This window comes from Enterococcus sp. AZ104 (genome assembly GCF_050546705.1).
Taxonomy (GTDB): domain Bacteria; phylum Bacillota; class Bacilli; order Lactobacillales; family Enterococcaceae; genus Enterococcus; species Enterococcus faecalis.
Genome location: NZ_CP172952.1, coordinates 731,261 through 755,801 on the forward strand (window position 1 = coordinate 731,261; position 24,541 = coordinate 755,801).

General features: G+C 37.4%; 32 protein-coding genes, 1 tRNA gene and 1 other annotated feature. Of the genes, 24 read left to right on the top strand and 9 right to left on the bottom strand.

Translation table 11 applies throughout. From position 1 onward, the window contains the following. The first annotated feature begins 9 nt into the window (after window positions 1-9). Window positions 10-573, top strand: coding sequence for a GNAT family N-acetyltransferase (locus IGJ37_RS03510; RefSeq protein ID WP_002355832.1), 564 nt, complete (start codon window positions 10-12; stop codon window positions 571-573). Window positions 574-618: 45 nt separating this feature from the next. Here the strand turns inward: IGJ37_RS03510 and IGJ37_RS03515 are convergent, their stop codons facing one another. Further along, a complete protein-coding gene (locus IGJ37_RS03515; RefSeq protein WP_325815039.1) occupies window positions 619-1,143 on the bottom strand; it encodes an LURP-one-related/scramblase family protein in 525 nt (174 codons plus the stop codon). 51 nt (window positions 1,144-1,194) lie between these two features. Beyond that, the gene (locus IGJ37_RS03520; protein ID WP_002383369.1) at window positions 1,195-2,064 is read right to left on the bottom strand and encodes a Cof-type HAD-IIB family hydrolase; all 870 of its coding nucleotides are present in this window, start codon (window positions 2,062-2,064) and stop codon (window positions 1,195-1,197) included. Window positions 2,065-2,197: 133 nt separating this feature from the next. Here IGJ37_RS03520 and IGJ37_RS03525 point away from each other — a divergent pair, with 133 nt between their 5' ends. The 5 genes from IGJ37_RS03525 to IGJ37_RS03545 all read left to right on the top strand — a co-directional run bounded on the left by IGJ37_RS03525 (window position 2,198) and on the right by IGJ37_RS03545 (window position 5,546). Continuing rightward, complete coding sequence (locus IGJ37_RS03525) at window positions 2,198-2,878, top strand: uracil-DNA glycosylase (RefSeq protein ID WP_002363309.1); 681 nt, start codon at window positions 2,198-2,200, stop codon at window positions 2,876-2,878. A gap of 155 nt (window positions 2,879-3,033) precedes the next feature. Then, window positions 3,034-4,017, top strand: coding sequence for a phosphate acetyltransferase (gene pta, locus IGJ37_RS03530; RefSeq protein ID WP_325815042.1), 984 nt, complete (start codon window positions 3,034-3,036; stop codon window positions 4,015-4,017). A 141-nt stretch (window positions 4,018-4,158) separates the two neighbouring features. Beyond that, window positions 4,159-4,653 (top strand): tRNA (adenosine(37)-N6)-threonylcarbamoyltransferase complex ATPase subunit type 1 TsaE, encoded by a 495-nt coding sequence (tsaE, locus tag IGJ37_RS03535; RefSeq protein WP_002409305.1) that lies wholly within the window; start codon window positions 4,159-4,161, stop codon window positions 4,651-4,653. Next, a complete protein-coding gene (locus IGJ37_RS03540) occupies window positions 4,646-5,167 on the top strand; it encodes a GNAT family N-acetyltransferase (RefSeq protein ID WP_002388894.1) in 522 nt (173 codons plus the stop codon). The genes tsaE and IGJ37_RS03540 overlap by 8 nt, the downstream gene beginning before the upstream one ends. Before the next feature lie 169 nt (window positions 5,168-5,336). Then, complete coding sequence (locus IGJ37_RS03545) at window positions 5,337-5,546, top strand: hypothetical protein (RefSeq protein ID WP_002355840.1); 210 nt, start codon at window positions 5,337-5,339, stop codon at window positions 5,544-5,546. A gap of 73 nt (window positions 5,547-5,619) precedes the next feature. Here the strand turns inward: IGJ37_RS03545 and bopD are convergent, their stop codons facing one another. From bopD to IGJ37_RS03565, 4 genes are read right to left on the bottom strand one after another with little or no spacing between them, the layout of a single operon-like run. Beyond that, window positions 5,620-6,630: a LacI family transcriptional regulator BopD gene (bopD, locus tag IGJ37_RS03550; protein WP_002358859.1), complete on the bottom strand. Its 1,011-nt coding sequence runs from the start codon at window positions 6,628-6,630 to the stop codon at window positions 5,620-5,622. Window positions 6,631-6,653: 23 nt separating this feature from the next. Continuing rightward, the gene (locus IGJ37_RS03555) at window positions 6,654-7,661 is read right to left on the bottom strand and encodes an aldose epimerase family protein (RefSeq protein ID WP_010777460.1); all 1,008 of its coding nucleotides are present in this window, start codon (window positions 7,659-7,661) and stop codon (window positions 6,654-6,656) included. Beyond that, window positions 7,651-8,319 (bottom strand): beta-phosphoglucomutase, encoded by a 669-nt coding sequence (pgmB, locus tag IGJ37_RS03560; RefSeq protein WP_002355844.1) that lies wholly within the window; start codon window positions 8,317-8,319, stop codon window positions 7,651-7,653. Before pgmB ends, IGJ37_RS03555 begins: the two co-directional genes overlap by 11 nt. Next, window positions 8,312-10,606, bottom strand: coding sequence for a glycoside hydrolase family 65 protein (locus tag IGJ37_RS03565; protein WP_325815043.1), 2,295 nt, complete (start codon window positions 10,604-10,606; stop codon window positions 8,312-8,314). The genes pgmB and IGJ37_RS03565 overlap by 8 nt, the downstream gene beginning before the upstream one ends. A gap of 280 nt (window positions 10,607-10,886) precedes the next feature. Between IGJ37_RS03565 and IGJ37_RS03570 the strand changes: the two genes are divergently transcribed. Both IGJ37_RS03570 and mapP read left to right on the top strand, forming a co-directional pair. Beyond that, window positions 10,887-13,055, top strand: a complete 2,169-nt coding sequence (locus IGJ37_RS03570) for a PTS transporter subunit IIBC (RefSeq protein ID WP_325815044.1) — start codon at window positions 10,887-10,889, stop codon at window positions 13,053-13,055. Between the two features lie 214 nt (window positions 13,056-13,269). Then, window positions 13,270-14,094: a maltose 6'-phosphate phosphatase gene (gene mapP, locus IGJ37_RS03575; protein WP_002358863.1), complete on the top strand. Its 825-nt coding sequence runs from the start codon at window positions 13,270-13,272 to the stop codon at window positions 14,092-14,094. Between the two features lie 59 nt (window positions 14,095-14,153). Here mapP and proC read toward each other — a convergent pair whose 3' ends face one another. Next, window positions 14,154-14,969 (bottom strand): pyrroline-5-carboxylate reductase, encoded by an 816-nt coding sequence (gene proC, locus IGJ37_RS03580; RefSeq protein WP_325815045.1) that lies wholly within the window; start codon window positions 14,967-14,969, stop codon window positions 14,154-14,156. A 126-nt stretch (window positions 14,970-15,095) separates the two neighbouring features. Here proC and IGJ37_RS03585 point away from each other — a divergent pair, with 126 nt between their 5' ends. The 12 genes from IGJ37_RS03585 (at window position 15,096) to IGJ37_RS03640 (ending at window position 21,537) form a co-directional block, all read left to right on the top strand. Continuing rightward, the gene (locus IGJ37_RS03585) at window positions 15,096-16,058 is read left to right on the top strand and encodes a helix-turn-helix domain-containing protein (RefSeq protein ID WP_002376144.1); all 963 of its coding nucleotides are present in this window, start codon (window positions 15,096-15,098) and stop codon (window positions 16,056-16,058) included. After that, on the top strand, window positions 16,039-16,338 hold the full coding sequence (locus tag IGJ37_RS03590) for a hypothetical protein (RefSeq protein WP_002358867.1): 300 nt from the start codon (window positions 16,039-16,041) through the stop codon (window positions 16,336-16,338). The genes IGJ37_RS03585 and IGJ37_RS03590 overlap by 20 nt, the downstream gene beginning before the upstream one ends. Beyond that, entirely contained in the window at window positions 16,331-16,648 is a 318-nt protein-coding gene (locus IGJ37_RS03595) for a nucleotide pyrophosphohydrolase (RefSeq protein WP_002361393.1), read from the top strand. Before IGJ37_RS03590 ends, IGJ37_RS03595 begins: the two co-directional genes overlap by 8 nt. A gap of 144 nt (window positions 16,649-16,792) precedes the next feature. Beyond that, window positions 16,793-17,224, top strand: a complete 432-nt coding sequence (locus IGJ37_RS03600; RefSeq protein ID WP_002388862.1) for a VOC family protein — start codon at window positions 16,793-16,795, stop codon at window positions 17,222-17,224. Window positions 17,225-17,530: 306 nt separating this feature from the next. Further along, the gene (locus tag IGJ37_RS03605) at window positions 17,531-17,914 is read left to right on the top strand and encodes a hypothetical protein (RefSeq protein ID WP_024797126.1); all 384 of its coding nucleotides are present in this window, start codon (window positions 17,531-17,533) and stop codon (window positions 17,912-17,914) included. 45 nt (window positions 17,915-17,959) lie between these two features. Beyond that, window positions 17,960-18,175: a hypothetical protein gene (locus IGJ37_RS03610; protein ID WP_029679792.1), complete on the top strand. Its 216-nt coding sequence runs from the start codon at window positions 17,960-17,962 to the stop codon at window positions 18,173-18,175. Window positions 18,176-18,210: 35 nt separating this feature from the next. After that, window positions 18,211-18,606 carry a hypothetical protein gene (locus IGJ37_RS03615; RefSeq protein ID WP_325815047.1) on the top strand — a complete coding sequence of 132 codons (396 nt, stop codon included), beginning with the start codon at window positions 18,211-18,213 and terminating at the stop codon, window positions 18,604-18,606. Between the two features lie 24 nt (window positions 18,607-18,630). Next, window positions 18,631-18,915 (top strand): hypothetical protein, encoded by a 285-nt coding sequence (locus IGJ37_RS03620; RefSeq protein WP_325815048.1) that lies wholly within the window; start codon window positions 18,631-18,633, stop codon window positions 18,913-18,915. Between the two features lie 63 nt (window positions 18,916-18,978). Further along, window positions 18,979-19,377, top strand: coding sequence for a hypothetical protein (locus IGJ37_RS03625; protein ID WP_325815049.1), 399 nt, complete (start codon window positions 18,979-18,981; stop codon window positions 19,375-19,377). Next, window positions 19,364-20,920 carry a cutinase family protein gene (locus IGJ37_RS03630; RefSeq protein ID WP_325815050.1) on the top strand — a complete coding sequence of 519 codons (1,557 nt, stop codon included), beginning with the start codon at window positions 19,364-19,366 and terminating at the stop codon, window positions 20,918-20,920. Before IGJ37_RS03625 ends, IGJ37_RS03630 begins: the two co-directional genes overlap by 14 nt. 19 nt (window positions 20,921-20,939) lie before the next feature. Next, a complete protein-coding gene (locus IGJ37_RS03635) occupies window positions 20,940-21,224 on the top strand; it encodes a hypothetical protein (RefSeq protein WP_002388899.1) in 285 nt (94 codons plus the stop codon). A gap of 7 nt (window positions 21,225-21,231) precedes the next feature. Further along, on the top strand, window positions 21,232-21,537 hold the full coding sequence (locus IGJ37_RS03640; RefSeq protein ID WP_002388873.1) for a hypothetical protein: 306 nt from the start codon (window positions 21,232-21,234) through the stop codon (window positions 21,535-21,537). A 48-nt stretch (window positions 21,538-21,585) separates the two neighbouring features. Here the strand turns inward: IGJ37_RS03640 and IGJ37_RS03645 are convergent. Beyond that, window positions 21,586-21,659 (bottom strand) — tRNA-Arg (locus IGJ37_RS03645). Between the two features lie 172 nt (window positions 21,660-21,831). Then, window positions 21,832-21,907: a sequence feature (ribosomal protein L21 leader region), on the top strand. 19 nt (window positions 21,908-21,926) lie between these two features. Between IGJ37_RS03645 and rplU the strand changes: the two genes are divergently transcribed. From rplU to psiE, 4 genes are all read left to right on the top strand, one after another. After that, window positions 21,927-22,235 (top strand): 50S ribosomal protein L21, encoded by a 309-nt coding sequence (gene rplU / locus IGJ37_RS03650; RefSeq protein WP_002355866.1) that lies wholly within the window; start codon window positions 21,927-21,929, stop codon window positions 22,233-22,235. A gap of 32 nt (window positions 22,236-22,267) precedes the next feature. Continuing rightward, complete coding sequence (locus IGJ37_RS03655) at window positions 22,268-22,612, top strand: ribosomal-processing cysteine protease Prp (RefSeq protein WP_002355867.1); 345 nt, start codon at window positions 22,268-22,270, stop codon at window positions 22,610-22,612. Window positions 22,613-22,624: 12 nt separating this feature from the next. Further along, the gene (rpmA, locus tag IGJ37_RS03660; RefSeq protein WP_002355868.1) at window positions 22,625-22,912 is read left to right on the top strand and encodes a 50S ribosomal protein L27; all 288 of its coding nucleotides are present in this window, start codon (window positions 22,625-22,627) and stop codon (window positions 22,910-22,912) included. Window positions 22,913-23,109: 197 nt separating this feature from the next. Then, window positions 23,110-23,562: a phosphate-starvation-inducible protein PsiE gene (psiE, locus tag IGJ37_RS03665; RefSeq protein ID WP_002355869.1), complete on the top strand. Its 453-nt coding sequence runs from the start codon at window positions 23,110-23,112 to the stop codon at window positions 23,560-23,562. Between the two features lie 70 nt (window positions 23,563-23,632). Here psiE and IGJ37_RS03670 read toward each other — a convergent pair whose 3' ends face one another. Further along, window positions 23,633-24,448, bottom strand: a complete 816-nt coding sequence (locus tag IGJ37_RS03670) for a metallophosphoesterase (protein ID WP_002363393.1) — start codon at window positions 24,446-24,448, stop codon at window positions 23,633-23,635. Window positions 24,449-24,541 lie beyond the last annotated feature (93 nt).

Sequence of the window (24,541 nt, forward strand, 5' to 3'; positions counted from 1 at the left end):
AGAATTATAATGATTCGCTCGGCAACAAAAGAAGACGGTCAAGCGATTGCTCGGCTGGTCCTAGTTATTTTAAAAGATATGGAGTTACCAATTTTAGAAGAAGTCTCAGAAGAACAAATGATTGACCTATTAGCAGAGGCAACGGCGTATCCAACCTATCGCTATGGCTATCAACGAATTTTAGTTTATGAACATGCAGGTGAAGTTGCAGGGATTGCTGTCGGCTATCCTGCGGAAGATGAAAAGATTATTGATGAACCTTTAAGAGAAGTCTTTAAAAAACATGGCTTAGCAGAAGATGTTCGGCTATTTATTGAAGAAGAAACCTTGCCTAATGAATGGTATTTAGACACGATTTCTGTGGATGAACGTTTCCGTGGAATGGGAATTGGTTCTAAGTTATTAGATGCTTTACCTGAAGTAGCCAAAGCTAGCGGGAAGCAAGCCTTGGGTCTAAATGTTGATTTTGACAATCCAGGGGCGAGAAAGTTATACGCAAGCAAAGGCTTTAAAGATGTCACAACAATGACTATTAGTGGTCACTTATACAATCATATGCAAAAAGAAGTGTAAAAATAACGAAGCTAAAGTCAATCACTTTAGCTTCGTTATTTTTCATTAATCCGTTAAAGGATCAAAATCTAATCCAAAATCATCGGAAGTTTTTTGTTTTTTCTTATTATATAACCAGTAGTCAAGGACAGCTGCTATGCAGATGCACAACGGTACGTCCTCATCATTGGCAACAGTTAAAACAAAATAGTCGCCTGTACAAAGCATGGTTTTATCCATTGACATGATTTTTTTATGGACTTGATAAATTGAATATTGGTGCGCTTTGATATCCCCAACAACTGCCCAGTGAAGGCCTTGAACATAATAGAAATCAGCATTCAAATTGAACAGTTTTCGTAGAGTACCCACTTTTTCAAAACGCTGATATAACTCAAATCGTGTACCAAAAGTCCAAGAAACTTGTTTAATACTGGCTAAAATTTCTCCGTTCATTGCATATAAAGAAAGCGCATCTCCTCGTGTGCCCCAGCGCCCCACCAATAGAAAAAGTGAACGGCCTGCTTGGTCTTTCACGATGGTTCGCGTAACTTTTCCTAACTGTTGTTCTTGAATAAAAAATTCAGACACGACACGATCTCCTTTCTATATATAAATGAGTGCTGTAACTGGTAGTGCTTATTACAAATCTTCTCTTATTGCACGCAGGATGGCTTCGCCAACACCATTTTCTAAATTAGTGGCTGTTTCATATTTAGCGTATTCTTTTAATTCCAGTTCGGCATTGCCCATTGCAAAACTTACCCCAGCCCATTGAATCATGCTGACGTCATTTAAATTATCACCAATAGTCATGACTTGTTCAGCGGGAATCCCACGTTCTTTAGCGACGCGCGCAACCGCAATCCCTTTTTGTGCTAGGCGGTGGTTAATTTCAATATTATTAAGCGCAGAAGAGGTAACAACCAAATCATCTAGTTCTTCTACTTCCATCCCAGCAGGACCTAATACTTTCGGCCCATCCATACTGAAGCCAATAATTTTAAGGACTTCAATCGAATCATCTTTTAAAATGTCGTCTAAACGATCAACATAGGTAATATGCAATAAAGATAGGTGTGCTGAAGCCATGGCAATCGCCACTTTATAAGTTAAATGGGGCATGGATTCTGCAATATGAGCGGCAAAGTTTTCAATTCTTTTTTCTTGATGTTCAGAAAAAATACCTTTATTTGTAGAGATTTCATAGTAAACATTGTGTTGACTCAAAATAGTTAGTACTTCTGTTACTGTTTCTTTTTCGATCCCAGCCGTGAAAAGTGAGTGTCCATCTTTGTCGAACACTTGGGCGCCGTTTAAAGTAATCATGGCACAGTCAATTCCAGCTTCTTCTAACGCGGGTTTCGCTTCGGTATATGCGCGGCCAGTAGCAACCATAAATTCGATTCCTAAACGTTCCGCTTCGCGAATTGCTGAAGCGTTATCATTTGTGATGCTCATTTTTGCATCTAAAAGTGTTCCATCCATATCTGAAGCAATTAATTTAATCATCGATTCTCTACACCTCATTATCTATTTAAAGCTTACCTATAGTTTACCACGTTTTTCCAAGAGAAAGTACCCAGAAATTTCTTGTCAGGTTTGGAGAAATTCGTTATGCTTAGAGAGCGAAGGAGTGAGCATTATGAAAGAAATTATTCACAATAGTTGGCAAACCGTTTTATCTGCTGAATTTGAAAAACCATATTATCAAGAATTGCGGGAATTTTTGAAAAAAGAATATCAGACACAAACGATTTATCCAGATATGTATCATTTATTTTCAGCGTTAGAACTAACCCCTTTTGAAGAAGTAAAAGTAGTAATTTTGGGACAAGACCCATATCATGGACCCAATCAAGCACACGGATTAAGTTTCTCTGTCCAGCCAGGTGTGAAAGTGCCGCCATCTCTTGCGAATATTTACAAAGAATTACAAGCTGATTTAGGGTACCAACCCGTCAACCATGGCTTTTTAGAAAGCTGGGCCAAACAAGGCGTGTTGTTATTAAATACTGTGTTGACCGTTCGGGCAGGTCAAGCCTATTCCCATCGAGGTAAAGGGTGGGAGCAACTGACAGATGTCATTATCGAAAAGTTGAATGAGCGTGAAAAACCCGTTGTTTTCATTTTATGGGGACGTCCAGCTCAAGAAAAAATTAAAATGATTGATACGACTCGGCATGTGATTATCAAATCGCCACATCCAAGTCCATTGTCAGCGCATCGTGGTTTTTTTGGCTCACGTCCGTTTTCTCAAGCGAATGCCGCTCTAGAACGTTTAGGGGAAACGCCGATTGATTGGCAACTTCCTGAAACAGTGTAGTGTAACAGTGTATGCTGTTATAGTGTAGAAGAGTTAGTTTGTGAAAATTTTATCGGATTATTGGTTTTTTTGACTAATACAGCTAGAAAAAACTGTTATTTTCTTTGAGAATAGTGTATGATGGATTTTGTAAATATAAAACTGGAGGGTTTATCGTGGAATTATTCGATAGCTTAAAATTTAAAGTCGTACGCCGTAATATCAAAATTGTTTTCCCTGAAGCAACAGATCCTAGAATCTTAGGTGCTGCTGCCCGCTTAAAATCTGATGAATTAGTAGAACCAATCTTAATTGGTGATCCAACAGATATCTCAAATGCTGCTATGGCTCGTGGAATCAACACATCAAACTTTATTATTATCAACCCAAATGATTATGAAAAATGGGATGAAATGGTCGAAGCATTTGTTGAACGCCGTAATGGAAAAGCTACTAAAGAAGATGCTGAAAAAATCTTAAAAGATGTCAACTATTTCGGTACTATGTTAACTTACATGGGTATTGCTGATGGTATGGTTAGTGGTGCTATCCACTCAACAGGTGATACAGTTCGTCCTGCGTTACAAATCATTAAAACAAAACCAGGCGTAAGCCGTACAAGTGGTGCCTTCTTAATGATTCGTGGTCGTGACCAAGAAAGATATTTATTCTCAGACTGCGCGATTAACGTGAACCCAACTGCACAAGAATTAGCTGAAATTGCTGTTGATAGTGCCAAAACAGCTGAATTATTTGACATTGAACCAAAAGTTTCATTGTTAAGTTTTTCAACAAAAGGTTCTGCAAAAGCACCAGAAGTAACAAAAGTTGCTGAAGCTACAAAAATTGCGCAAGAATTAGCACCTGAATATGCGATTGATGGTGAATTACAATTTGATGCTTCTTATGTATCTTCTGTTGCACAATTAAAAGCGCCCAACTCAAAAGTTGCTGGAGAAGCAACAGTCTTTGTATTCCCAGATTTACAATCAGGAAATATTGGCTACAAAATTGCTCAACGTTTAGGTAACTTTGAAGCAATTGGCCCAATCTTACAAGGATTGAACAAACCAGTTTCTGATTTATCACGTGGTGCAAACGAAGAAGATGTTTATAAATTATCAATCATTACAGCTGCTCAAACATTAATGAACGACTAATTAACTATGTCAAAGCATGATAAATAAGCAAAGTAGAAGTTGAGGTTCCCAGGACACTTGGGCCTCAACTTTATTTTTTTGAAGCTGCCACTAGTCAACTTATTGAATTTTCGGTATACTTTCATACATAGATTCTTGCAGATGGGAGGCAAAAAAATGAATATTGTCCTGAACAATCCATTGGAAACAGAAGCAATTGCTAAAATCATTGGACAAAAGGCACAAGCTGGTGATGTAATTGTCCTGACTGGTGATTTAGGGGCCGGTAAGACGACAATGACGAAAGGGATTGCTTTAGGATTAGGCATTTCCCAAATGATTAAAAGTCCCACCTATACGATTATCCGCGAATATCCACAAGGACGACTTCCGTTATACCATATGGATGTTTACCGTGTTGAAGAGGGTGCGGATGAATTAGGGTTAGATGAGTATTTTGAAGGAGATGGGCTATCCGTTGTAGAATGGGGCAGCTTGATTGAAGAAGAATTGCCAGAAGATTATTTAGAAATTATTTTAAATAAAGATTCTCAAGAAGCTGACAAGAGAGTTCTTGAATTCCGCGGAACTGGTCCATTGGCAGAAGAAAGAATAGCAGAGATTCTGAAAACGTGGGAGGCTCGCGAATATGTCTGAACAAACATTTTCTATTCGAGAAGCAGTGCCTACTGATGCGGATCAATTACTATCTGTGATGTCAAAAATTGGGAGTGAAACGCCCTATTTGGTAATGGATGAGCGAGGAATGGCCATGTCGACAACAGAATTGGCTGAAAATCTAGCAACACTCTATGAATCGCCAAATAATGTTTTATTGGTGGCATTAGCGGGAGAAGCGATCATTGGGACCGCATCTGTGTCTGCTTCTTCTAAAAAGCGGATGGAGCATATTGGTGAAATCGGCATTAGTATTTTAAAACAGTACTGGGGCTATGGACTGGGCAGTATCCTGATGGAAGAACTTATTCGCTGGGCGCATGAAAGTCATGTTATTCGTCGCTTGGAATTAACGGTACAGGATCGTAATCAACGAGCGATTCATGTCTATAAAAAATTAGGGTTTGAAACAGAGGCAATTATGCCTCGGGGCGCCAAAACAGACCAAGGTGAATTTTTAGATGTTCATTTAATGCGTTTGCTGATTGATTAATTATTGGTTAATAATTTTAATTTCTTAAATAATCGAACGATAATTGCATGAAAAAACAAAATTTTCGCAATTATCGTTTGTTTCATATTTATTTTTCTGATATTTTTGTTATAATTATAGAAGAATTTAACGAAAAAATGAAAATTTATTTTGGGAAGGAATGTAAGAAATGGCGAAGGCAACGAAAATGAATGTTAACTATCGAGAGTCGATCTTGGATCGTGCGTATCGTTTAGAGCTAATAAAAAAAGATGAGTATGCAAAACATCAAGAAAAATTATCATTATTAAATGAAAAATTGTCTGACGGGGAACCAGCTCAATTTGATGCAAAAGAAGAAACGTTTTGGAAAAAAATTTCGCAAAAAGTTATTTTATAAAAGTAATACATACGAATAAGAGCGTACACATAGAAAGAAGCGTAAGCAGTTTAACACTGCTTACGTTTCTTTTTTAATGAATAGGAATAACTGTTTCACGCTTAATTAATTTGTGAGGAATAACGAGACGGACACCATTTGTCAATTCTTCGTGGATTAATTCATATAATTTTTTCATCGCCATTCGACCTAATTCTGACGTGTCGATGTCAATGCTTGTTAGATAAGGATGTGTCAATGTTGAAAAGATTGAGTTGTTAAAACTAATAATGGATAACGTTTCAGGAACTTGATAACCATAGATTTGCGCAAGTTGCATCGTCCGCAAAGCAAAGATATCATCAATCACCACCAACGCCGTGGCATTATTTTGATGAAGAATGTCATCAAAAGCCATGTAATCTTCAGGTTTTTCTAACGCAACGCTTGGTAAAACAGTTAATCCTTGCATCATCATTGCTTTTTGATAACCAAAGTAACGTTCAAAGTACAAACTTTCATGCGTTGTATTGGTCACAAATAAAATATTTTTATGGCCGTTTTCAATTAAAAATTCCGTCGCTTGTTTCCCTAATAATTGATTATCATTATCCACGTAAACTATTTCCGTTTCATGTTGGTAAGGTTGACCGATTAAAGTAAAGGGAATGTTGTTTTCGTATAAGTAATCAATGACGGGGTCCTTACTATCTGAATACACAAGAATAAAACCGTCCACTTGTTTTTGAAGATGCATTCTTTTAACGTTTTCCAATAGTACATCAAAACTTTTGGCAGTTGCAATAGCAGTAGTCATATCATAAAGACGGGCTTCCTCGTTGATGGCTTCCATAATTTCTAAATAAAATGGATTCCCTAACCGTTCTTTCGAATCTAAAGGAGGTAAAATTACGCCAATGGCACTTGAAATTCGTTTACCCAAATTCCGTGCCGTCATATTTGGCACATAGCCTAAGTCATCCATGACTTTTCGCACTTTCTTTTTTGTCGATTCAGAAATACTTGGATGATCGTTAATGACACGCGAAACGGTTGAGGTTGCAACCCCCGCTTTCTTAGCGACATCTTTTACTGTAATTGCCATTTTTGCCACGCCTTTCTTAGTGATTATAGAAGGTTAAATTGATAAACCGTTTGGTAGGTTTGCTTTTTATTAGCTGGTAATAAAATAGAGCCCCACTGAGGATGATGAACAATGTCTGGATACTCTTGTGGTTCAATTGCTAAGCCATAGTTTGAATGCATAGCTTGTCCATTAATAGAAAAAGGAGCCTCAAAACCAGTCGTAGAAAATAATACCATACTTTGGTTCGTTGTTGCTATCGTCATTTTTCTTCCAGAAGTAGGTTCTTGTAAGCAAAATTGTGGCTGTCTTAAGTCAGAGCCAACTAAGGAGAAAACATCATCTAACCCAGTTGGATAGCGTTGGAGGATTGTTTCGATAGGTGTCAGTTCATTAAAACGTATGGATAGTTCAGAAGCTGGTAAAATCCGTCCAGTAGGCAGCTTATTATCGTCTAATTCTAACATACCTTGACAGTTCAAAGATAGCAAATGTGACAGAATGTCTAACTTTCCATCGCCAGATAAATTAAAGTAGGCGTGGTTCGTAGGATTAAAAAGTGTTTCCTGTTTACTCCGTCCAGTACTGATCATTCGTAAATGATTATCCTCTAGCTGGTAGGTGATGGTGGCCTCAATTGGTCCAGGATAGCCAGAAATGGTGTCGGTTAAATGAAAAGCAACGCCAATGATATCCTTTTTTTCAAAGGGTTCGACTGTCCAATATTGAAAAGACCACCCCTTTGAGCCACCATGGATATGATGATCGTCGCTATTTTGTTCTAATATTCCATTTTGCCAATGGCCATTACGAATGCGTCCAGCAACTGGTCCAACAGTGGCGCCAAAAAAGCTTTGATCCTTTAATACATCTTGATACGAATCATACGATAAAAGGATATTTTCCCAATGATTATTTTTGTTTGGCATCAAAAGTTGATGGAGGCGCGCGCCATAATTGAGAAGAACGACTTCTAAAAAGTCGTTCTTCAAAGTAATTTTCTTTAAGTTTGTGTTTGGAATATCGGTTACGGTGATACGATTATCCTTCATGATCAAGCCACACTTTTTTTAAGTAATCAAACGTTAAAGCGCTCGTCTCTGGCACGATGGGCAACCCTTCGCCTAACTCTTCTTTGCGGCCAACGCCAACAGGTTGCGCTCCACTAGCAAGAATCGCTTGAATCCCAGCTTTGGCATCTTCAATGCCAAGACATTCTGCTGGTGTCAAATCAATTTCTTTCGCAGCTAAAATGAAAATATCTGGAGCGGGTTTGCCTGCCTGAACGTCTGCTGGATTAGCAATGGCATCAAAAAGGGGCGTCAATTGCATTTTTTCTAAAAGGAAAGGCCCATTTTTACTTGCAGAAGCCAAGGCGATTTTAATATTGGCTTCACGTAATTCCGTTAATAAAGAAAGAATTCCTGGGTAGACATCTTCAGGCGTAATCGCTTGGATCATTTCCAAGTAATAATCGTTTTTCCGTTGCGCTAACTGGGCAAATTCTTCAGAAGAAAACGTGCCTTCTTTTTTTCCGTATTTTAACAGTAACTGCAGAGAATCTTCACGGCTTACACCTTTCAATTGTTCGTTGAAAACACGGTCAATGGAAATTCCAATTTCGTTCCCTAATTTTTTCCAAGCGTGGTAATGAAATTCTGCTGTATCAGTAATAACGCCATCTAAATCAAACAAAACGCCTTTAAACATGAACTTCTTCCTTTCTAATCGGTAAAACTAATCGATCTTTTAACGTGTATTTTTGATCGTAAACAGTTAATGGAATTGCAGGGCCGTCGAGTAAAGTGAAGGCCACTTTGTCTGCTGCAACTTCAACAAATAGTAAACGATTCCGATAATTAATGTGGAATGAGTAGGCTGTCCATGTCGCTGGTAAAAAGGGTGCAAATTTTAGTTGTTGATGGTCCGTTTTCATTTGGGCAAAACCTTGAACAATCGCTAGCCAACTACCAGTCATTGAGGTAATGTGTAAGCCATCTTCTGTATCATTATTGTAATTATCTAAGTCAAGGCGCGCTGTTCGTTGATACATTTCCACTGCTTTTTCTTCCATGCCTAATTCAGCAGCTAACACAGCATGAATGCTTGGTGAAAGAGAAGATTCATGGACAGTCATTGGTTCGTAAAAGTTAAAGTTCCGGCGTTTTTCTTCTAAAGAAAAGGCGTCATTGAAGAAATAAATTCCTTGAAGAACATCGGCTTGTTTAATGAAACAAGACCGCAAAATTTTATCCCATGACCAATGTTGATTTAAAGGCAGCTCACTAAGTGGTAAATCAGAAACAGGCATTAAATCTTTATCTAAGAAAGTGTCATGTTGTACAAAAATGCCTAATTCATTATCCACTGGGAAGTACATATTTTCTACAATGTCTGCCCATTTAGCTAATTCGTCGTCTGCAATTTTGAGCGTTGTTTCTTCTTGGAATTTTAAATAAGACTCACGGGTGTAACGTAGAACCCACGCAGCGATGGTATTGGTATACCAGTTATTATTGATATTATTTTCATATTCATTTGGCCCCGTTACGCCATGAATCATATATTGTTTATGACGTTGGGAGAAGTGGACCCGATCTGCCCAAAAACGAGCGATTGCTACAAGTACTTCTAGACCAGCATCTTTTAGATAATCTTCATCTCCTGTATAGTTGACATAATTATAAATCGCATAAGCAATCGCACCATTTCTGTGAATCTCTTCAAAAGTGATTTCCCACTCATTATGACATTCGACACCAGTAAAAGTAACCATTGGGTAAAGGGCACCCTTTAACCCTTGTTGTTGGGCATTATGAATGGCTTGAGGCAATTGATTGTGGCGATATTTCAGTAGATTTTTAGTAACTTCGGGCTTAGCCAACGCCAAGTAAAGTGGGACAGCATATGCTTCAGTATCCCAATATGTGGCACCACCATATTTTTCGCCAGTAAAGCCTTTTGGTCCGATATTTAAACGATCGTCTTCGCCATAGTAGGTTGAGAAAAGTTGGAAAAGATTAAAACGAATGCCTTGTTGGGCTTCATCATCTCCTTCAATAACAACATCAGCTAATTGCCAACGTTTTGCCCAAGCGGCAGCTTGCCCAGCTTTTGCTTCAGGGTACAAGGTGGTCATTTCTGAAAATAATTCGTTTACTCGTGTGATTTGTTGCGTTTCTGGCACATCACGACTGGTAACGACAAGCACTTCTTTTGTGATAGCGGTCGTTTCGCCTTCGTTTAAAGACACCGTCAATTCTGCGGTTAAAGCCAAGGGCTGTTGTGTATATGTAGGCACAACAGAGGCTCCATCGATGAAATGGCGCATGCCTGCAGTCACTGTAAAACGCTCTATTTCAAAGTTGTTAGGAATGGTCTTAGTTGTAACAAAGCCAAGTGTTTCTTGTGTTTCAATAGCTCTTTCTTCCCAAAAATGTTCTTCATAATTGCTGTCTTCATTTTGAACATCGCCATCCAATTTTGAGTGAAGAGTGATTGTGCCTGTACCTTCCAGCATTTCAATTGTTAAGTGGATGTAAGCTGCTTCTTTTTTTTCTAAGCTTAAAAAACGTTCAAAAGAGAAGCGCACTTTGTTCTTCGGTGTTTGGATGGTGAATTGCCGAGAAAGAACCCCGTTTTGCATGTCTAATTCTAAAGAAAAATCTTCGTAAGGTGTAGTGGCTAAATCAATTGTTTGTCCATCAATTTGTAAGTCCATTGCGATGAAATTAATTGCGTTAATCACTTTGCCGAAATATTCAGGATAACCATTTTTCCACCAACCAACACGTGTTTTGTCTGGATACCAAACACCTGCTAAATAGGTTCCTTGATGGTGGTCGCCAGAATAGTGTTCTTCAAAATTTCCCCGCATCCCCATATAGCCATTGCCAATGCTCGTTAATGATTCTTGTAAACGTAAATTTTCTTTATCTAAGTGTGTAGTACGGATTTTCCAAGGATCAATTTGGAATAAACGTTTGATTTGTTTCATGAGAATCCCCCTCAGTGATTTTATTGATAGGTCTATCATAAACGCAACCGATTGCATTAGTCAATAGTCAATGCTTAAAAAGTGTAATCTTATGAATAAAAGCTGAAACAAAGGTAGGATAGAAGGAGCTTTATTTGCTTTATTAAAAGACAAAATAAAAAAGGATTAAGTAGTAGGGAGTTGTTTTCCACAATATTTTTGAAATTAAAGCATTTACAAAAAGGAAACAGGAGTATATAATGGCAACATAACGAAACCGATTGCGTAAGGAGTGGCAGGAATGAAAAAAATGTTTAGTTTTGAGTTTTGGCAAAAATTCGGGAAAGCTTTAATGGTCGTTGTGGCAGTAATGCCCGCAGCGGGTTTAATGATTAGTATTGGGAAATCGCTTCCTTTAATCGATCCTAATTTAGGCTTGTTAGTAACAACAGGCGGAGTTCTAGAGAGTATCGGTTGGGCAATTATTGGCAACTTACATTTACTATTTGCGTTAGCAATAGGTGGCAGTTGGGCCAAAGATCGTGCAGGTGGAGCATTTGCAGCGGGGATTTCTTTTGTTTTAATCAACCGTATTACTGGAGCCATTTTTGGTGTAACAAATGAAATGTTGGCTGATGAACAAGCTTTCACGCATACCTTGTTTGGGACCAAGATTATGGTGAAGGGATTCTTTACAAGTGTCTTAGAAGCCCCGGCATTAAATATGGGTGTCTTTGTAGGGATTATTGCTGGTTTTGTCGGTGCGATGGCTTACAACAAGTATTACAATTATCGGAAATTACCAGATGCGCTATCATTTTTTAATGGTAAACGGTTTGTCCCATTTGTCGTTATTTTGTGGTCTACAATTGTCTCAATTGCATTAGCACTTATTTGGCCAAATATTCAAGCGGGAATTAATAATTTTGGGTTATGGATTGCGCAATCTCAAGATAGTGCACCTATTTTAGCGCCATTCTTATATGGAACGTTGGAACGTTTGTTATTACCTTTTGGGTTACATCATATGTTGACGATTCCAATCAACTATACACAATTAGGTGGAACGTATGAAATTTTATCTGGCGCACAAGCTGGAACCCAAGTCTTTGGTCAAGATCCTTTATGGTTGGCTTGGGCAACAGACTTAGTGAATCTTAAAGGCGCTGGTGATATGAGCAAGTATCAGTTTGTCTTAGAAAATTGGACACCAGCTCGATTCAAAGTAGGCCAAATGATTGGTTCTTCAGGGATTTTAATGGGGATGGCTTTGGCGATGTATCGTAATGTCGATGCAGATAAAAAAGCTAAATATAAATCAATGTATTTTTCTGCTGCTTTAGCTGTTTTCTTAACTGGTGTGACAGAGCCGCTAGAATTCATGTTTATGTTTGCTGCAGTGCCGCTTTATGTGATTTATGCCGTAATCCAAGGTGCTGCTTTTGCAATGGCTGATATTTTACCATTGCGTGTGCATTCGTTTGGAAATATTGAATTGTTAACAAGAACACCGCTAGCAATAAAAGCTGGTTTAGGTGGCGATTTAATCAATTTTGTTTTAATGGTCATCATTTTTGGTGTTGTCACTTATTTCTTAGCGAATTTCTTAATTAAAAAATTTAATTACGCAACACCTGGAAGAAATGGAAACTATGACAATGATAACGGCGAAGAAATCGCATCTGGCGCGGCTGGTTCAGGTGTCGTCGATCAGCAAATCGCGCAAATTGTCTACTTACTTGGTGGTAAACAAAATATCAAAGAAGTTGATGCGTGTATGACACGCTTACGTGTCAGTGTAAAGGATCGAGAAAAAGTCGGTTCGGAAGAGGCGTGGAAACGGGCAGGCGCAATGGGCTTGATTGTGAAAGATAATGGCGTTCAAGCCGTTTATGGACCAAAAGCCGATGTTTTAAAATCCGATATTGAAGATTTATTAGCTTCCGGCGTTGACATTCCAGAACCAGTTATAGCAGAAAGTACAGCAGGAGTGCCAACAACGAATTTCTTAGGTAAGAAAAAAGATTTCGTGGCTGTAGCGACAGGGGAAGTTATTCCAATGGCGCAAGTCAATGATCCTGTCTTTTCACAAAAAATGATGGGGGATGGATTTGCAGTTAAGCCTCTAGAAGGAGAGGTGGTGGCACCAATTTCGGGGAAAGTCCTAAGTGTTTTCCCAAGCAAACATGCGATTGGGCTACAAACAGAAGAAGGCATCGAAGTACTTGTCCATATGGGGATTGATACAGTTGAAATGGTAACACCTGCTTTTGAATCTTTTGTTAAAGAAGGACAATCATTGAAAGCTGGGACGAAACTAGCTAAAATGAACTTGGATGTGATTGAACAAGCTGGCAAAGAAACAACGATTATTGTCGCCTTTACAAACAGCGACAAAGTGGAACAAGTAGTTATTCATCAACTAGGAACCACCACTGCGGGAACTGTGATTGGACAGATTGAAATTTAAATGATTAGGTATGAGGTCGGGACAGAACCGTTTAACTCCGAGAAATAAGAAGGAATTTCCGGAAATTGCTTTTTAATTTTTGGATAATTTCGGCTTATTTCCGAAGGAGTTGGTTCTGTTCCCGCCGTTTATCAGGTTTTGCGCGTGAAGCAAAAATCCAAAGTGATTTTTGTCCCACTCACAGACCTAATAACATGTAAGAGAAGGGGAAAAGATGAATCTTTTAACAATCAATACTCATAGCTGGTTAGAAGAAGAACCATTAAAAAAATTAGAGGAGATTGCCAAGGTGATTTTATCTTCTGAAAGTGAAATAATTGCCTTACAAGAAGTGAATCAGAAAGTCGCTTCCAAGAAAGTGCCGTTAGAACAGTTAACTACTTTTTGTCCCATAGCGACCCAAACGCCAATCCATGAAGATAATTTTGCATATCTAATCGTTCAATATCTAGCTGAAAAAGGCCAACACTATTATTGGAGTTGGGAAATGAGCCACATTGGTTATGCTATTTATGAAGAAGGGAACGCACTACTTTCGAAATGTCCGTTGACTAGTGAAGCTCTCCTTATTTCAGAAAGCCAAGAACCAACGAATTATCGAACAAGAAAAATCTTAGTAGCGGAGACAGAGAGTTCAAAAGGTACGCTTACTGTTGTCTCTGGTCACTTTTCTTGGTGGGAAACACCCTGTACAGGTTTTGCCTATGAATGGCTACAATTAGAGAAATACTTAGCGATGGGGCAACAACCGTTAGTCATTTTAGGCGATTTAAACAACCCAGCTGGTACAACTGGCTATCAATTAGTGGAAAATAGTTACTTGCCGATTCAAGATGCATTTGTTGTAGCGGAAGAGACAAGCGGTGAAGCGACAGTAGAGAAAAAAATAGATGGCTGGGAAGAAAATGAAGCAGCCTTGCGGATTGACTACGCATTTGTTCCAAAACAGTGGCACGTACGAAAATATGAAGTAATTTTTGATGGTAGGAAAACACCGATAGTCAGTGATCATTTTGGCTTACTCATTCAACTAAAATAAGAAAAAGCGCTGAATTTTCAGCGCTTTTTCTTATTTATTCGCTCATGTAATTATTCTTATCAGTCTTGTTTGGCTAATTCTTGATCCCGAAGGATGGTGGCCTCAATCCCTTTGATGACTGTTGAAATAAACGCATTGTTTTCTAATTCGACAATCCCAGCAACCGTGGTTCCACCAGGAGAACTGACTTGGTCGATTAAAGTCCAAGGATTCTCTGTGCTATTTGCCAAAGTTTGAGCGCTGCCTAGTACAGCTTGTGTGGCAATTTCTAAGGCCAACTCTTTGTTCATACCATTTTTAACGGCTGCTCGGGCAATCGAATCAATAAATAAGAAAGCATACGCAGGAGTGCTACCTGCAATAGCAGTAAAAATCGAAAAATACTGTTCCTCTAATTCCCAGGCTTGGCCAACTGCTCGAAACAACGATAAAACAGTCTGGATGTCTTCAGGGGATGCAAAAGCGTTACCACAGACAGCTGCTGCACCCGCGCCAATCAACGCATTCATATTGGGCATCACACGAACGAGACGAAGCGGTTGGGTAGTCTCAAACAGTTGATACAATTCTGCAATAGTCGTACCTGCTGCAATGGAAACAATTAACGGTTGCTTGTCTAAAATTGCTTCTTTTACTTCAAGTAAAGCTGCTTGAACGAATTGCGGTTTCACCGCTAAAATAACTAAGTCAGCTACTGCAATGGCTTCTTGTGGTGAAGAAACCGCGTGTGCACCAATTTCTTGTGCAAAAGCGGCGTTTTTTTCGACTTGAATATCATAAAAATAAAGGTTTTCTGCGGCAATAAATTGCTTTTTTAGCGCACCTTTGGCAATAGCGGATGCCATATTTCCAGCACCGATAAAACTAATTTTCATAAAAAATTCCTCCTAAAAACTGTTGAATCTCTTTTTTCGTGTTACCATGTATCTAGTATAGAAGGAAACGCCAAAGAAAAAAATAGAGGGAGTAAAGTAAAAAGTGTTGGATTATGAGGTGATTAATTGGCAAGCAAAGAAGAGCAATATGCAGCATTTTATCAGTTTTTAGAGACCTTAGATTGTTATTTAACCACTACCAATGCTCTTGAGAATGAAGTAGCGCAATTTAAGGAAAATCCACATCGAGAAATTGCGGGCTTTATGCTGGCATCTTCGGAAACCATTGACGTTCCGAAAGGATTTATTCGGATGCTCTATTGTTTAGAGCAAGACGGCTATGCTTATTTGGATCAACAAAGGTGTTCGTTTTCGGCTGGCCAAGTCATGATTGTCAATGAGGCCACCTCGGTTAGCTATCAGGGGCAAGGAATGTCTATGATTATATTTTATTTTAAAAAGCACTATTTTCTTGATACGCTCTTAAATCAGCTGGCGGAAGAACCAGTCATGTATCGTTTTTTTACAGAAATTGCTAGCAGTGAATTTGAAAACATTCCTCGATATTTCGTTTTTGCCAGCCAGCCAAATTCGGATGTCCACGTCTATTCGCTATTATTACTGAAACAAATTGTGAAAATGGCCTATTTTAATAATAAAGTGACCAAAGCGGCCTTTGTTTTGCTGGTGGTGGAACTAGGTCAACTGCCTAGAGAAGCTTTAAAGATGCAAGATAATTATTTGTCGAATCATCAACGTGTCGAGGTGATTTTAGCGTATATTGAGCAACAGATTGCGCATGTCACTTTAGCAGAAGTCGCCGCTAAATTTCATTTTCATCCGAATTACTTATCGAATTTTTTAAAAGAAAAAACAAACAAAACGTTTACGGAAATTGTCTTAGCCTACCGAATCCAATTGGCGAAAAACTACTTGAAGCAAACAGATTTATCGATTCAAACGATTGTTGAACGAATCGGCTATCAAGACAAAGCCTTTTTTTATAAACGTTTTAAAGAAGAAATGGGCATGACCCCAAAACAATATCGACAGAAAGAGGGAATGGCAGATGTACGAAGAAGTCTTTGAAGAATTTCAGTTAACTGTAGTAGAATTACCAATCGAATTCGTTGATGATTTGCCTGTCTATCGCGGACACTTAAAAGAATTAACGTTTCTTTCAGCGGAAGCCTCTTCACGAAAAAAACTTTACCAACAGCTTTTACAGGCTTATTTGTTGTATAGAGAAGAGAATCAAGCAGTTGTTGAAGAGGAAGAAATAACCTCCTCATTATTGTCTACAGAACAGTTATTAAAATACTATGATGGTGAAACGTTCGATGGGTTTCAGTTGCCATCAAATGAATAAGAAAGCAGGGGAACAAATGGATACAATGGCAAAAATTAATCAATTTCGTGATGAAAGAAATTGGCGCCCCCACCATAATGAAAAAGATTTGGCGCTCTCAATTTGTTTAGAAGCGGCAGAATTGTTAGAACTTTTTCAATGGAAAACAGCAGAAGAAGGCATCAAACAAGAAGAACGAATCAAAGAAGAATTGGCTGATGTTCTCATTTACTCCTACATGATGGCTGATAATTTAGGGTTTGATTTGGACGAAATTATCGAAGAAAAGTTGAAGAAAAATGCGTTGAAATATCCAGTGCCAGAAAAATAAGTGTTGAAACAAATGAATCGAAGAACTTCTAAAAAAGAATAACGAAGTGGAAAATAGCCAGTATTAAGAAATTCTGAAGGGTTTGCGGAAAACAGAAATAAAAAGTAGTTTTCTGCTGCAAAAAATTTTAAGGAGGAACAATCAATGATTACAGGCACAGAAATTGATTTTATTGTTAGTGATAGTTTAAAGGCACTAGCTTTATATAAAGAAATCTTTGAGGTTCATGTAGTTGAAGCGACAAAGTATCCTGTTGGAAGGAATGAAGTAGTGTTTAACTTATATGATACTCGGTTCCATATGTTAGATGCTAATGAAGAATTTGGTTTAAAAGCACCAGATTCAGAACATCCCAATACAATTTGGTTCAATATCACGGTAGCAGATATTGTGCAAACTCATAAAAAAGCCTTAGCAAATAAGTGCATTGAGATGCAACCAGTTACAGAAATGATGGAAGGAGCTATTCAAAATTCGTTATTTGTTGATCCATTTGGTTACATGTGGATGGTACATCAAATTAACCAAGAACTAAATTTTGAAGAGCGAACAGAAATTTTAGAAAAAGAAGTGTAGTAAGGAGTGGTGCTCAGAGATGAGTACCACTTTTTTTATTTTACAATAGAAGTAAAATACCAATGATCCTGTGGTGATCAACAAGACAGTAAAAAATTGGAGATAGAAAGTTAGTGTGTCATAGAAATACAGCAATATTCTCTAATAATTACTCTAACGTTAAAAAAATTGAGAAAATGCCAGATTGATTTTTGATAAACTGTAAACAAAGAAAAACAGGCTGTAAAAATCTTGATAAATCAATGGAATAAAAGGAGAAAGCGAAAGATTAATTCTTGTATGTAGATACAAAGGGAGACTAAATGAATGAAAAACAAAAAGCGGATAAAATTTGGTATCTTAATCGCAACAATAATAGCAATAGCCATAATCGGCACGATTGGAGTGAAAAAAATGAACGAACCAACAGAAAAAGAAAGACAAATTGCTTTTTTAAAAAAGCATGAAGAAGAGATGACGGAGTATGTAAAGTATGACAGTGAACATGTACTTTTAAAAAAATATGATGTTAAAGAAGTTACGTATAATTGGCAATCAGTGATTGAAGTTCAAAGTATGGCTTTTAGCCCAAAAACTATAGCTGTTGAAGTATCTATTTTTGATGGTACTGGTAAAAAATTAGATGGGTTTGAAATATATGTGCTTCCAGATAATGTAAAAAATCCGACTGAGATAAAAAATATTGCATAGTTAAGGAGATGAAATTTAACGGCAAATTTAGAAAAGTATACTAATATTTATGCTGATTTAGATCAAGGAGCATACATCGGTCGAAAAGAAGGGTTGATGTTTGCTAAATTGACACAAGTTCAAAAAGAAGATCTTAAGATAAATGAACATGCTACATTCCATTTCCCCAACGCCAAAGACGCCTATGGAAATGATGCTAGCACGGTCTATCTCCAACCTGATAATACTGTAAAAACAATTCAAATCGGAAAAAGCATATAGAAACTCTTTTCTATACATAATAAGGAGGTGAAAAAGTGAAAAATAGAAAGCAAATAAAATTTGGTATCTTAATCGCAGTAATATCAGTAGCCATAATTGGAATGATTGGAGTGAAAAAAATGAACGAACCAACAGAAAAAGAAAGACAAATTGCTTTTTTGAAAGAGCATGAAGAAGAAATGACGGAGTACATTAAATCTCAGAAATTCTATATTACTTCAGAAAATAAAAAAGTACAACCTGAAGTAAAAAAAGTGAGTTTTGACTATGAAAACTACAGTACGTATCAACGAGATGCAGGTGGAATTCCTTATGAAGTTTATACGATTGATATTACTGGTTTGTATAATGATACAGAAATCTTTGAACTGTTAATTGATGTTGACTCATTAAAGAAGCCGACAAAAATATTAAATTTTGAAAGATACTAAATAATTAAGTAAGGAGTGACAACAATGGCTAATTTAAAGGAATATTTTAATATCTATGCCGATTTAGCTCAAGGAGCTTATAATGTAAGACCTCAAAAATACTCTTTTCCTCATGACCGATTAACACCTGAAAAGAAAAAAGAAATAGAAACCAAAAAGCATACTACATTCCGTTTTCCCAACGCCAAAGACACCCACGGAAATGACGCCAGTACTGTCTACCTCCAACACGACAACACTGTAAAAACAATCAAAGAAAAAAACTGGGTAGGTAGGGAAACGGTTTATAAAAAAGGGTTATTAACATAGGAAAAGTTAATCAAAAAAAATCACATAGTAATTCTTCCCCATACATATTAAGGAGGTGAAAAAGTGAAAAACAGAAAGCAAATAAAATTTGGTATCTTAATCGCAGTAATATCAGTAGCCATAATCGGCACGATTGGAGTGAAAAAAATGAACGAACCAACAGAAAAAGAAAAACAAATTGCTTTTTTGAAGGAGCATGAAGAAGAAATGACAAAGTATGTAAAATCGAAATCATCAAATATTAAGAATATAAATTATCTTTGGGATACTACAGAAAAGTCATCTAGTAGCGTATTTACAAAAGAAAATCTATCATTACGTGTTGAAATAAAAAGTAAAGATGATTTAGAAACAGATACCTATTCTCTAGTGATTGACGTAGATGTAAAAAAACTGGATGAAATAAAAGGACTATTTTTAGTAAATTGGAAACAAGGAGAAGCTATCCATGAAAAATCTTGATAATTATTATAATTTGTATGTGAGTTTATCAGAAGCTTCATATATTAAGAGACCTATAAATTTTAGCAATGATTTTCTTACAAAGAAACAGAGAATAAGGCTTGAGGAAGGAAGATCTGTCAAATTCCATTTCCCCAACGCCAAAGACGCCCACGGAAATGACGCCAGTACTGTCTACCTCCAACCCGACAACACTGTAAAAACAATCAAAGAAAAAAACTGGGTAGGTAGGGAAAAGGTTTATAAAAAAGGGTTATTAACAGATGAGAAAGCTGGCTATAATTCTTATTATGTAACAGATACGCCGACCTTGAGTCCAAAAACGCAACATACATATTTTGCCACTCGCGGTAGTGACGGCGTTTCAATGGACGTGAAAAAAGGTTGGTCAGGGAATAATTTGAATGATTGGGTCAATAATAATGGTTCCTTTACGTTATTTAATGCCTATTTGCCTCAAGCAAAGTTAGCCAATGAAGCCATGCATCAAAAGATAATGGAGATGAGTGCTAAAGCCCCAAATGCGACTATGTCGATTACAGGTCATTCTTTAGGAACCATGATTTCTATTCAAGCGGTGGCCAATCTCCCCCAAGCAGATCTTGCTAAAATTGATAAAGTAGTATTGTTTCAAGGCCCTGATGCGCGAGAAAGCATTAATAAAATGTCTCAACAAGCTCAGGAAAATCTTCAACAATTAGAAGAACAAGGGAAAATCGATTATTATGTGAATGCGTTTGATATTGTCTCCATGTTGAATCGAAATAAAAAAGGGGTAGATGAAATTGGTCGGGTGCATTATCTATTACCGAAAACGTTCACCACTACTTTTGATCTGACGGACAAATACGGTTCTAGTCATGATTTTGGTCAGTATCAATTAAATCCTGATGGTACTCCCAAAGAAGCCAATCTAAAGGAACATGGCTATATTTTTGCGGCAGGAGTAAAAGTTTCCAAACTTATTGATAAATATTTAGGGAAAATCATGGATGCTTCAGGTGAATCCTTAGCTAAAAACAGTCTCCAATTTTTGTTAAGTCTGCTATCTGAAGAAAATCGCCAGAAAATCATCAAAGAATATGAAAAAATCATTCACGAAGCAAAAATTGCCAGCCAATGGCAAGGGAAAGTGAGTCGTATTCAGAAAAGTTTAGCCAGTGCTTCAGGTAGTCAAAAGATTGAATTACGTAGTGAATTAGCAGAACTAGTTGCAAAACAAGCGCAGCAAGCTGGAAAAGAATACGAACTACTTGTGAAAAATATCCTCCAAGAAGCAGAAGATGAAGTCCAGACAGTTTCAAAGGAAATTCGTGAAAGTGCAATGAATATCCGACAGTATCTATCCTATGCAGAAGTCCAAGCAATGATTGCTCCTTACGAAAAAAGTCGTCTTTGGGATAGCGCTGAAGCAACAAATACTAGCAACCAAGCCAAGCAATACAAGCAAAAATTAACTGATTTTAGCGGAAAATTAACAACTGTTGCTAAAAATATTCAAGCATACGATCAACAAGCAAGAAGTAGTTTATTTCAAAAATAACAAATGAAAGGGTTTTCTTATGGATGAAAGAGAATTTCAAGAAAAATTAGAAGTAGAACAAAAAGCTCGTGAACGAGTAGCAATCCAGACAGTAATTACTGCTAAAAAAACACGAATTACTACAACCAAACAAAACACAACCGCAAGTTTGAAAGAACTTTCAGAAGCCATGTTTCAACAAACAAATAGTGCCCTACCTAACGCCTTAAACGGAGCTTTGCAGGGGAAAAGTGCAAAATCAGCAGAAAAATTTTTAAAAGGAAGCCAGAGACCAAATTTAAAAACACCTGTCAAGGGAGAGTGACCGACAAATGGATGAACAGCGAAGAAAACGGCAATATTTAGAAGAACAATATTATGAAGAAAAAAATAAAATTCACCGCCAACAAGAAGTGCTGAGTAATCAATTAGTAAACTTTAGAAGAGAAACTGGACAATTGGTAGATAAAGTCAATTATTTAACGAAAAATGATCAATGGCACAAACAGCAATTTTACCATGCAATGGAACAAAGTGATCATCTGATACGTCAAGAAGGAAATCGTTATAGACAACAATTAGAGGAAAAAGAACGTGAATGGACGAGGACATATCGAAAAGAACTGGATAAACTCTAAAAAAACAGCGTCACCCCTAAAGGTAACGCTGTCTTTGTCAGTCTGTTACGTCACAGGAGGGATTCGAACCCCCGACCGTCCGCTTAGAAGGCGGATGCTCTATCCTGCTGAGCTACTATGACAATAGTTGTAATACAACAAAGCTAATTATAATGGAAGTAGTGTTAGAAAGTCAATCGGAAATTTAAATAACAGAAGAAGTTTTTTTGGAGAGAGAAAGTGAAGAAAATAGAGAGTTTATATTGACGAGGTTTTCTGGTTCTGTTATTATAGTTAGTGTTGTAATTGTGGTCTCCACAGCTACAACCGCACAGAACAAGTTTTTAAGCATGAGTAATCATCACTTGGGATGGCGAGTCTAAGTCTAGAAGAAGGAGGTGCTGTATAGCATGTACGCAATTATCAAAACTGGTGGTAAACAAGTGAAAGTTGAAGTAGGTCAAGCAATCTACGTTGAAAAATTAAACGTTGAGGCTGGCGAGAAAGTTGTTTTTGACGAAGTTATCTTAGTAGGTGGCGAATCTACAAAAGTTGGTGCGCCAACTGTTGCAGGCGCAACTGTTGAAGGAACTGTTGAAAAACACGGCAAACAAAAGAAAGTCGTGACTTTCCAATACAAACCTAAAAAACACTCTCACCGTAAACAAGGTCACCGTCAACCATATACAAAAGTTATGATCGAAGCAATCAACGCTTAATCTCTCTTGTTGACAGGAAAGAAGGCCTATCAATGATTAAAGGTTCTTTTAAACGAACAGGCTCCGGCCGAATCGTTTCATTCGAATTAACCGGGCATGCTGAAGCAGGTCCTTATGGCAGCGATGTGGTTTGCGCGGCAGTTTCTGCCTTAGCAATTAGCACAGTCAATGGGATTGATGCCTTAGCAGGTTTTGAACCGATTGTGGAAGTTGACGATGTAGAAGGTGGCTACCTTTATGTCGAGATGTTAACAACTGTCAATCAGGAACAAAAAAATATTGCCCAAATTCTATTAGAAAATCTTTTATTAGGTTTACAATCAATAGAGAACGAAAATACTGAATTTATTCAAATAAAAACAATCACTGAGAAATAGGAGGTGCAGACTATGTTATTGACTATGAATTTACAATTATTTGCCCATAAAAAAGGTGGCGGTTCTACATCAAACGGCCGTGACTCTGAATCTAAACGATTAGGCGCTAAAAGTGCTGATGGCCAAACAGTTACAGGTGGTTCAATTTTATACCGTCAACGCGGAACTAAAATTTATCCAGGTGTGAACGTTGGAATCGGTGGCGACGATACGTTATTTGCAAAAGTTGACGGTGTGGTACGTTTCGAACGTAAAGGCCGCGACAAAAAACAAGTATCAGTTTATCCAGTAGCTAACTAATACGATTAAAAAGCTGAATCTCCGGATTCAGCTTTTTTTGTCTTGTTAAAGGGTTAGACGGAAATAGAGGAAGATCTTAAAATAAAAAAAATCTCACATTGGGTTTAACTGCTTGTCTGACAAGGTTAATTGATGATATATTTAATGTAATAACAAGCATGTTATAAAATAATTGAGTCAAAAGAAAGAAGGGTATTATGCAGAAGAATTTTAGTGTAGTAAAGAAGTACGTGAATTTGATTTTGGATATTGTATTAGGGATTTTAGGAGTTTTCTTATTAGTATTTATGGCTAGTTATTTAGTTGACCTCGCTACATATCTCATGAAGCCAATGACGCCGGATAATTTTTCAGTTATCATGCAAGAAATTATTTCATTCTTTATGTTATTTGAGTTTATTATGATGATTCTTCGCTATATTCAAGAAGGACACCATATTCCGATTCGTTATTTGATTTTAATTTGTTTAACCGCAATTTTACGTCAATTAATGGTTGCACATGGCGATGGCTTGCAGACTTTATTGTTATCTTTATCAATTCTTTTACTAGTGGTTGTGCTATTTATTCTCGGGTTAAATGGCAGCAAATTTTATACGCTAGGAAAAGCGAAAGTAGAAGAAGATCACGAGCAAGATTTTCATCATTAATCGAACATAATCAACGACCGTCCAACGTGAGAATTTTTCTCTAACGTGGGGCGGTCTTTTTAATGCATAGTTAAATAGTTAACTCAATCAGTTCAATCGTTGGTAAGACACCAAAGCGTGCGCTGATTTTAGTGGTTCCGATTCCTGGGTGAACAATTAGCGGCGTTTCATCTTCTAAATGATAAAGCCCATGTGTATATTTTTTAGCAAGCTGATTTTTGTAAGTGAAAAAAGGCAAGCGAATCTGTCCGCCGTGACTATGTCCTGCTAAAATGAGGTCAATGTTTTTGTTGACTGCTGAGTCTGCGACATCTGGCTCATGGGTTAGTAGCAGAGTGGGCGTTCCAGTAGGGCGGTTGACTAAAGCTGCAGCTAAGTCGGTTTGTCCATATAACGAATCTTCTAAACCAGCGACGTACAAGGAGATACGGTGTGAGACAGGCAGTAATTTGCCCGTGTTTTTTAGTACGGTAAAGTCGGCAGCTTCTAAGATTGTTTCGTAAAAATTGGTATCTAACCCGCTATACTCGTGGTTGCCATAAATAGCGAATTTGCCATAAGGGGCGTTAATTTTACGGAAAAGTTGACTCACTTCATCCTGAATTTCGATACCGAAACGGGCATAATCATCAAATAAGTCTCCTGTAAAAACGACTATGTCTGGTTGTAATGTATTTGTTTTTTCAACAATCTGTTTTAAGGCCTTCACAGAATAATTCTTTTTTAAATGAATATCAGAGAGTTGAACAATCCGTAAGGTTTTCCCTGATTCTGTTACTTTAATTTGATTTTTGTGTATGACTAAGCATTTAGGTTCAATAAAAAAACTATAGCTTAAAATGCCGATAATAATGAAAAATAGTGCCAGAAATAAATAAACGTTCATAATTTCCTCCTTGAAGTCGCTAAAGTAGTTTACTACAAAAGTGTTAAGCAAAAAATAAGGAAAGGTAAAATTTTCAGTAAACTTTCTCGATGA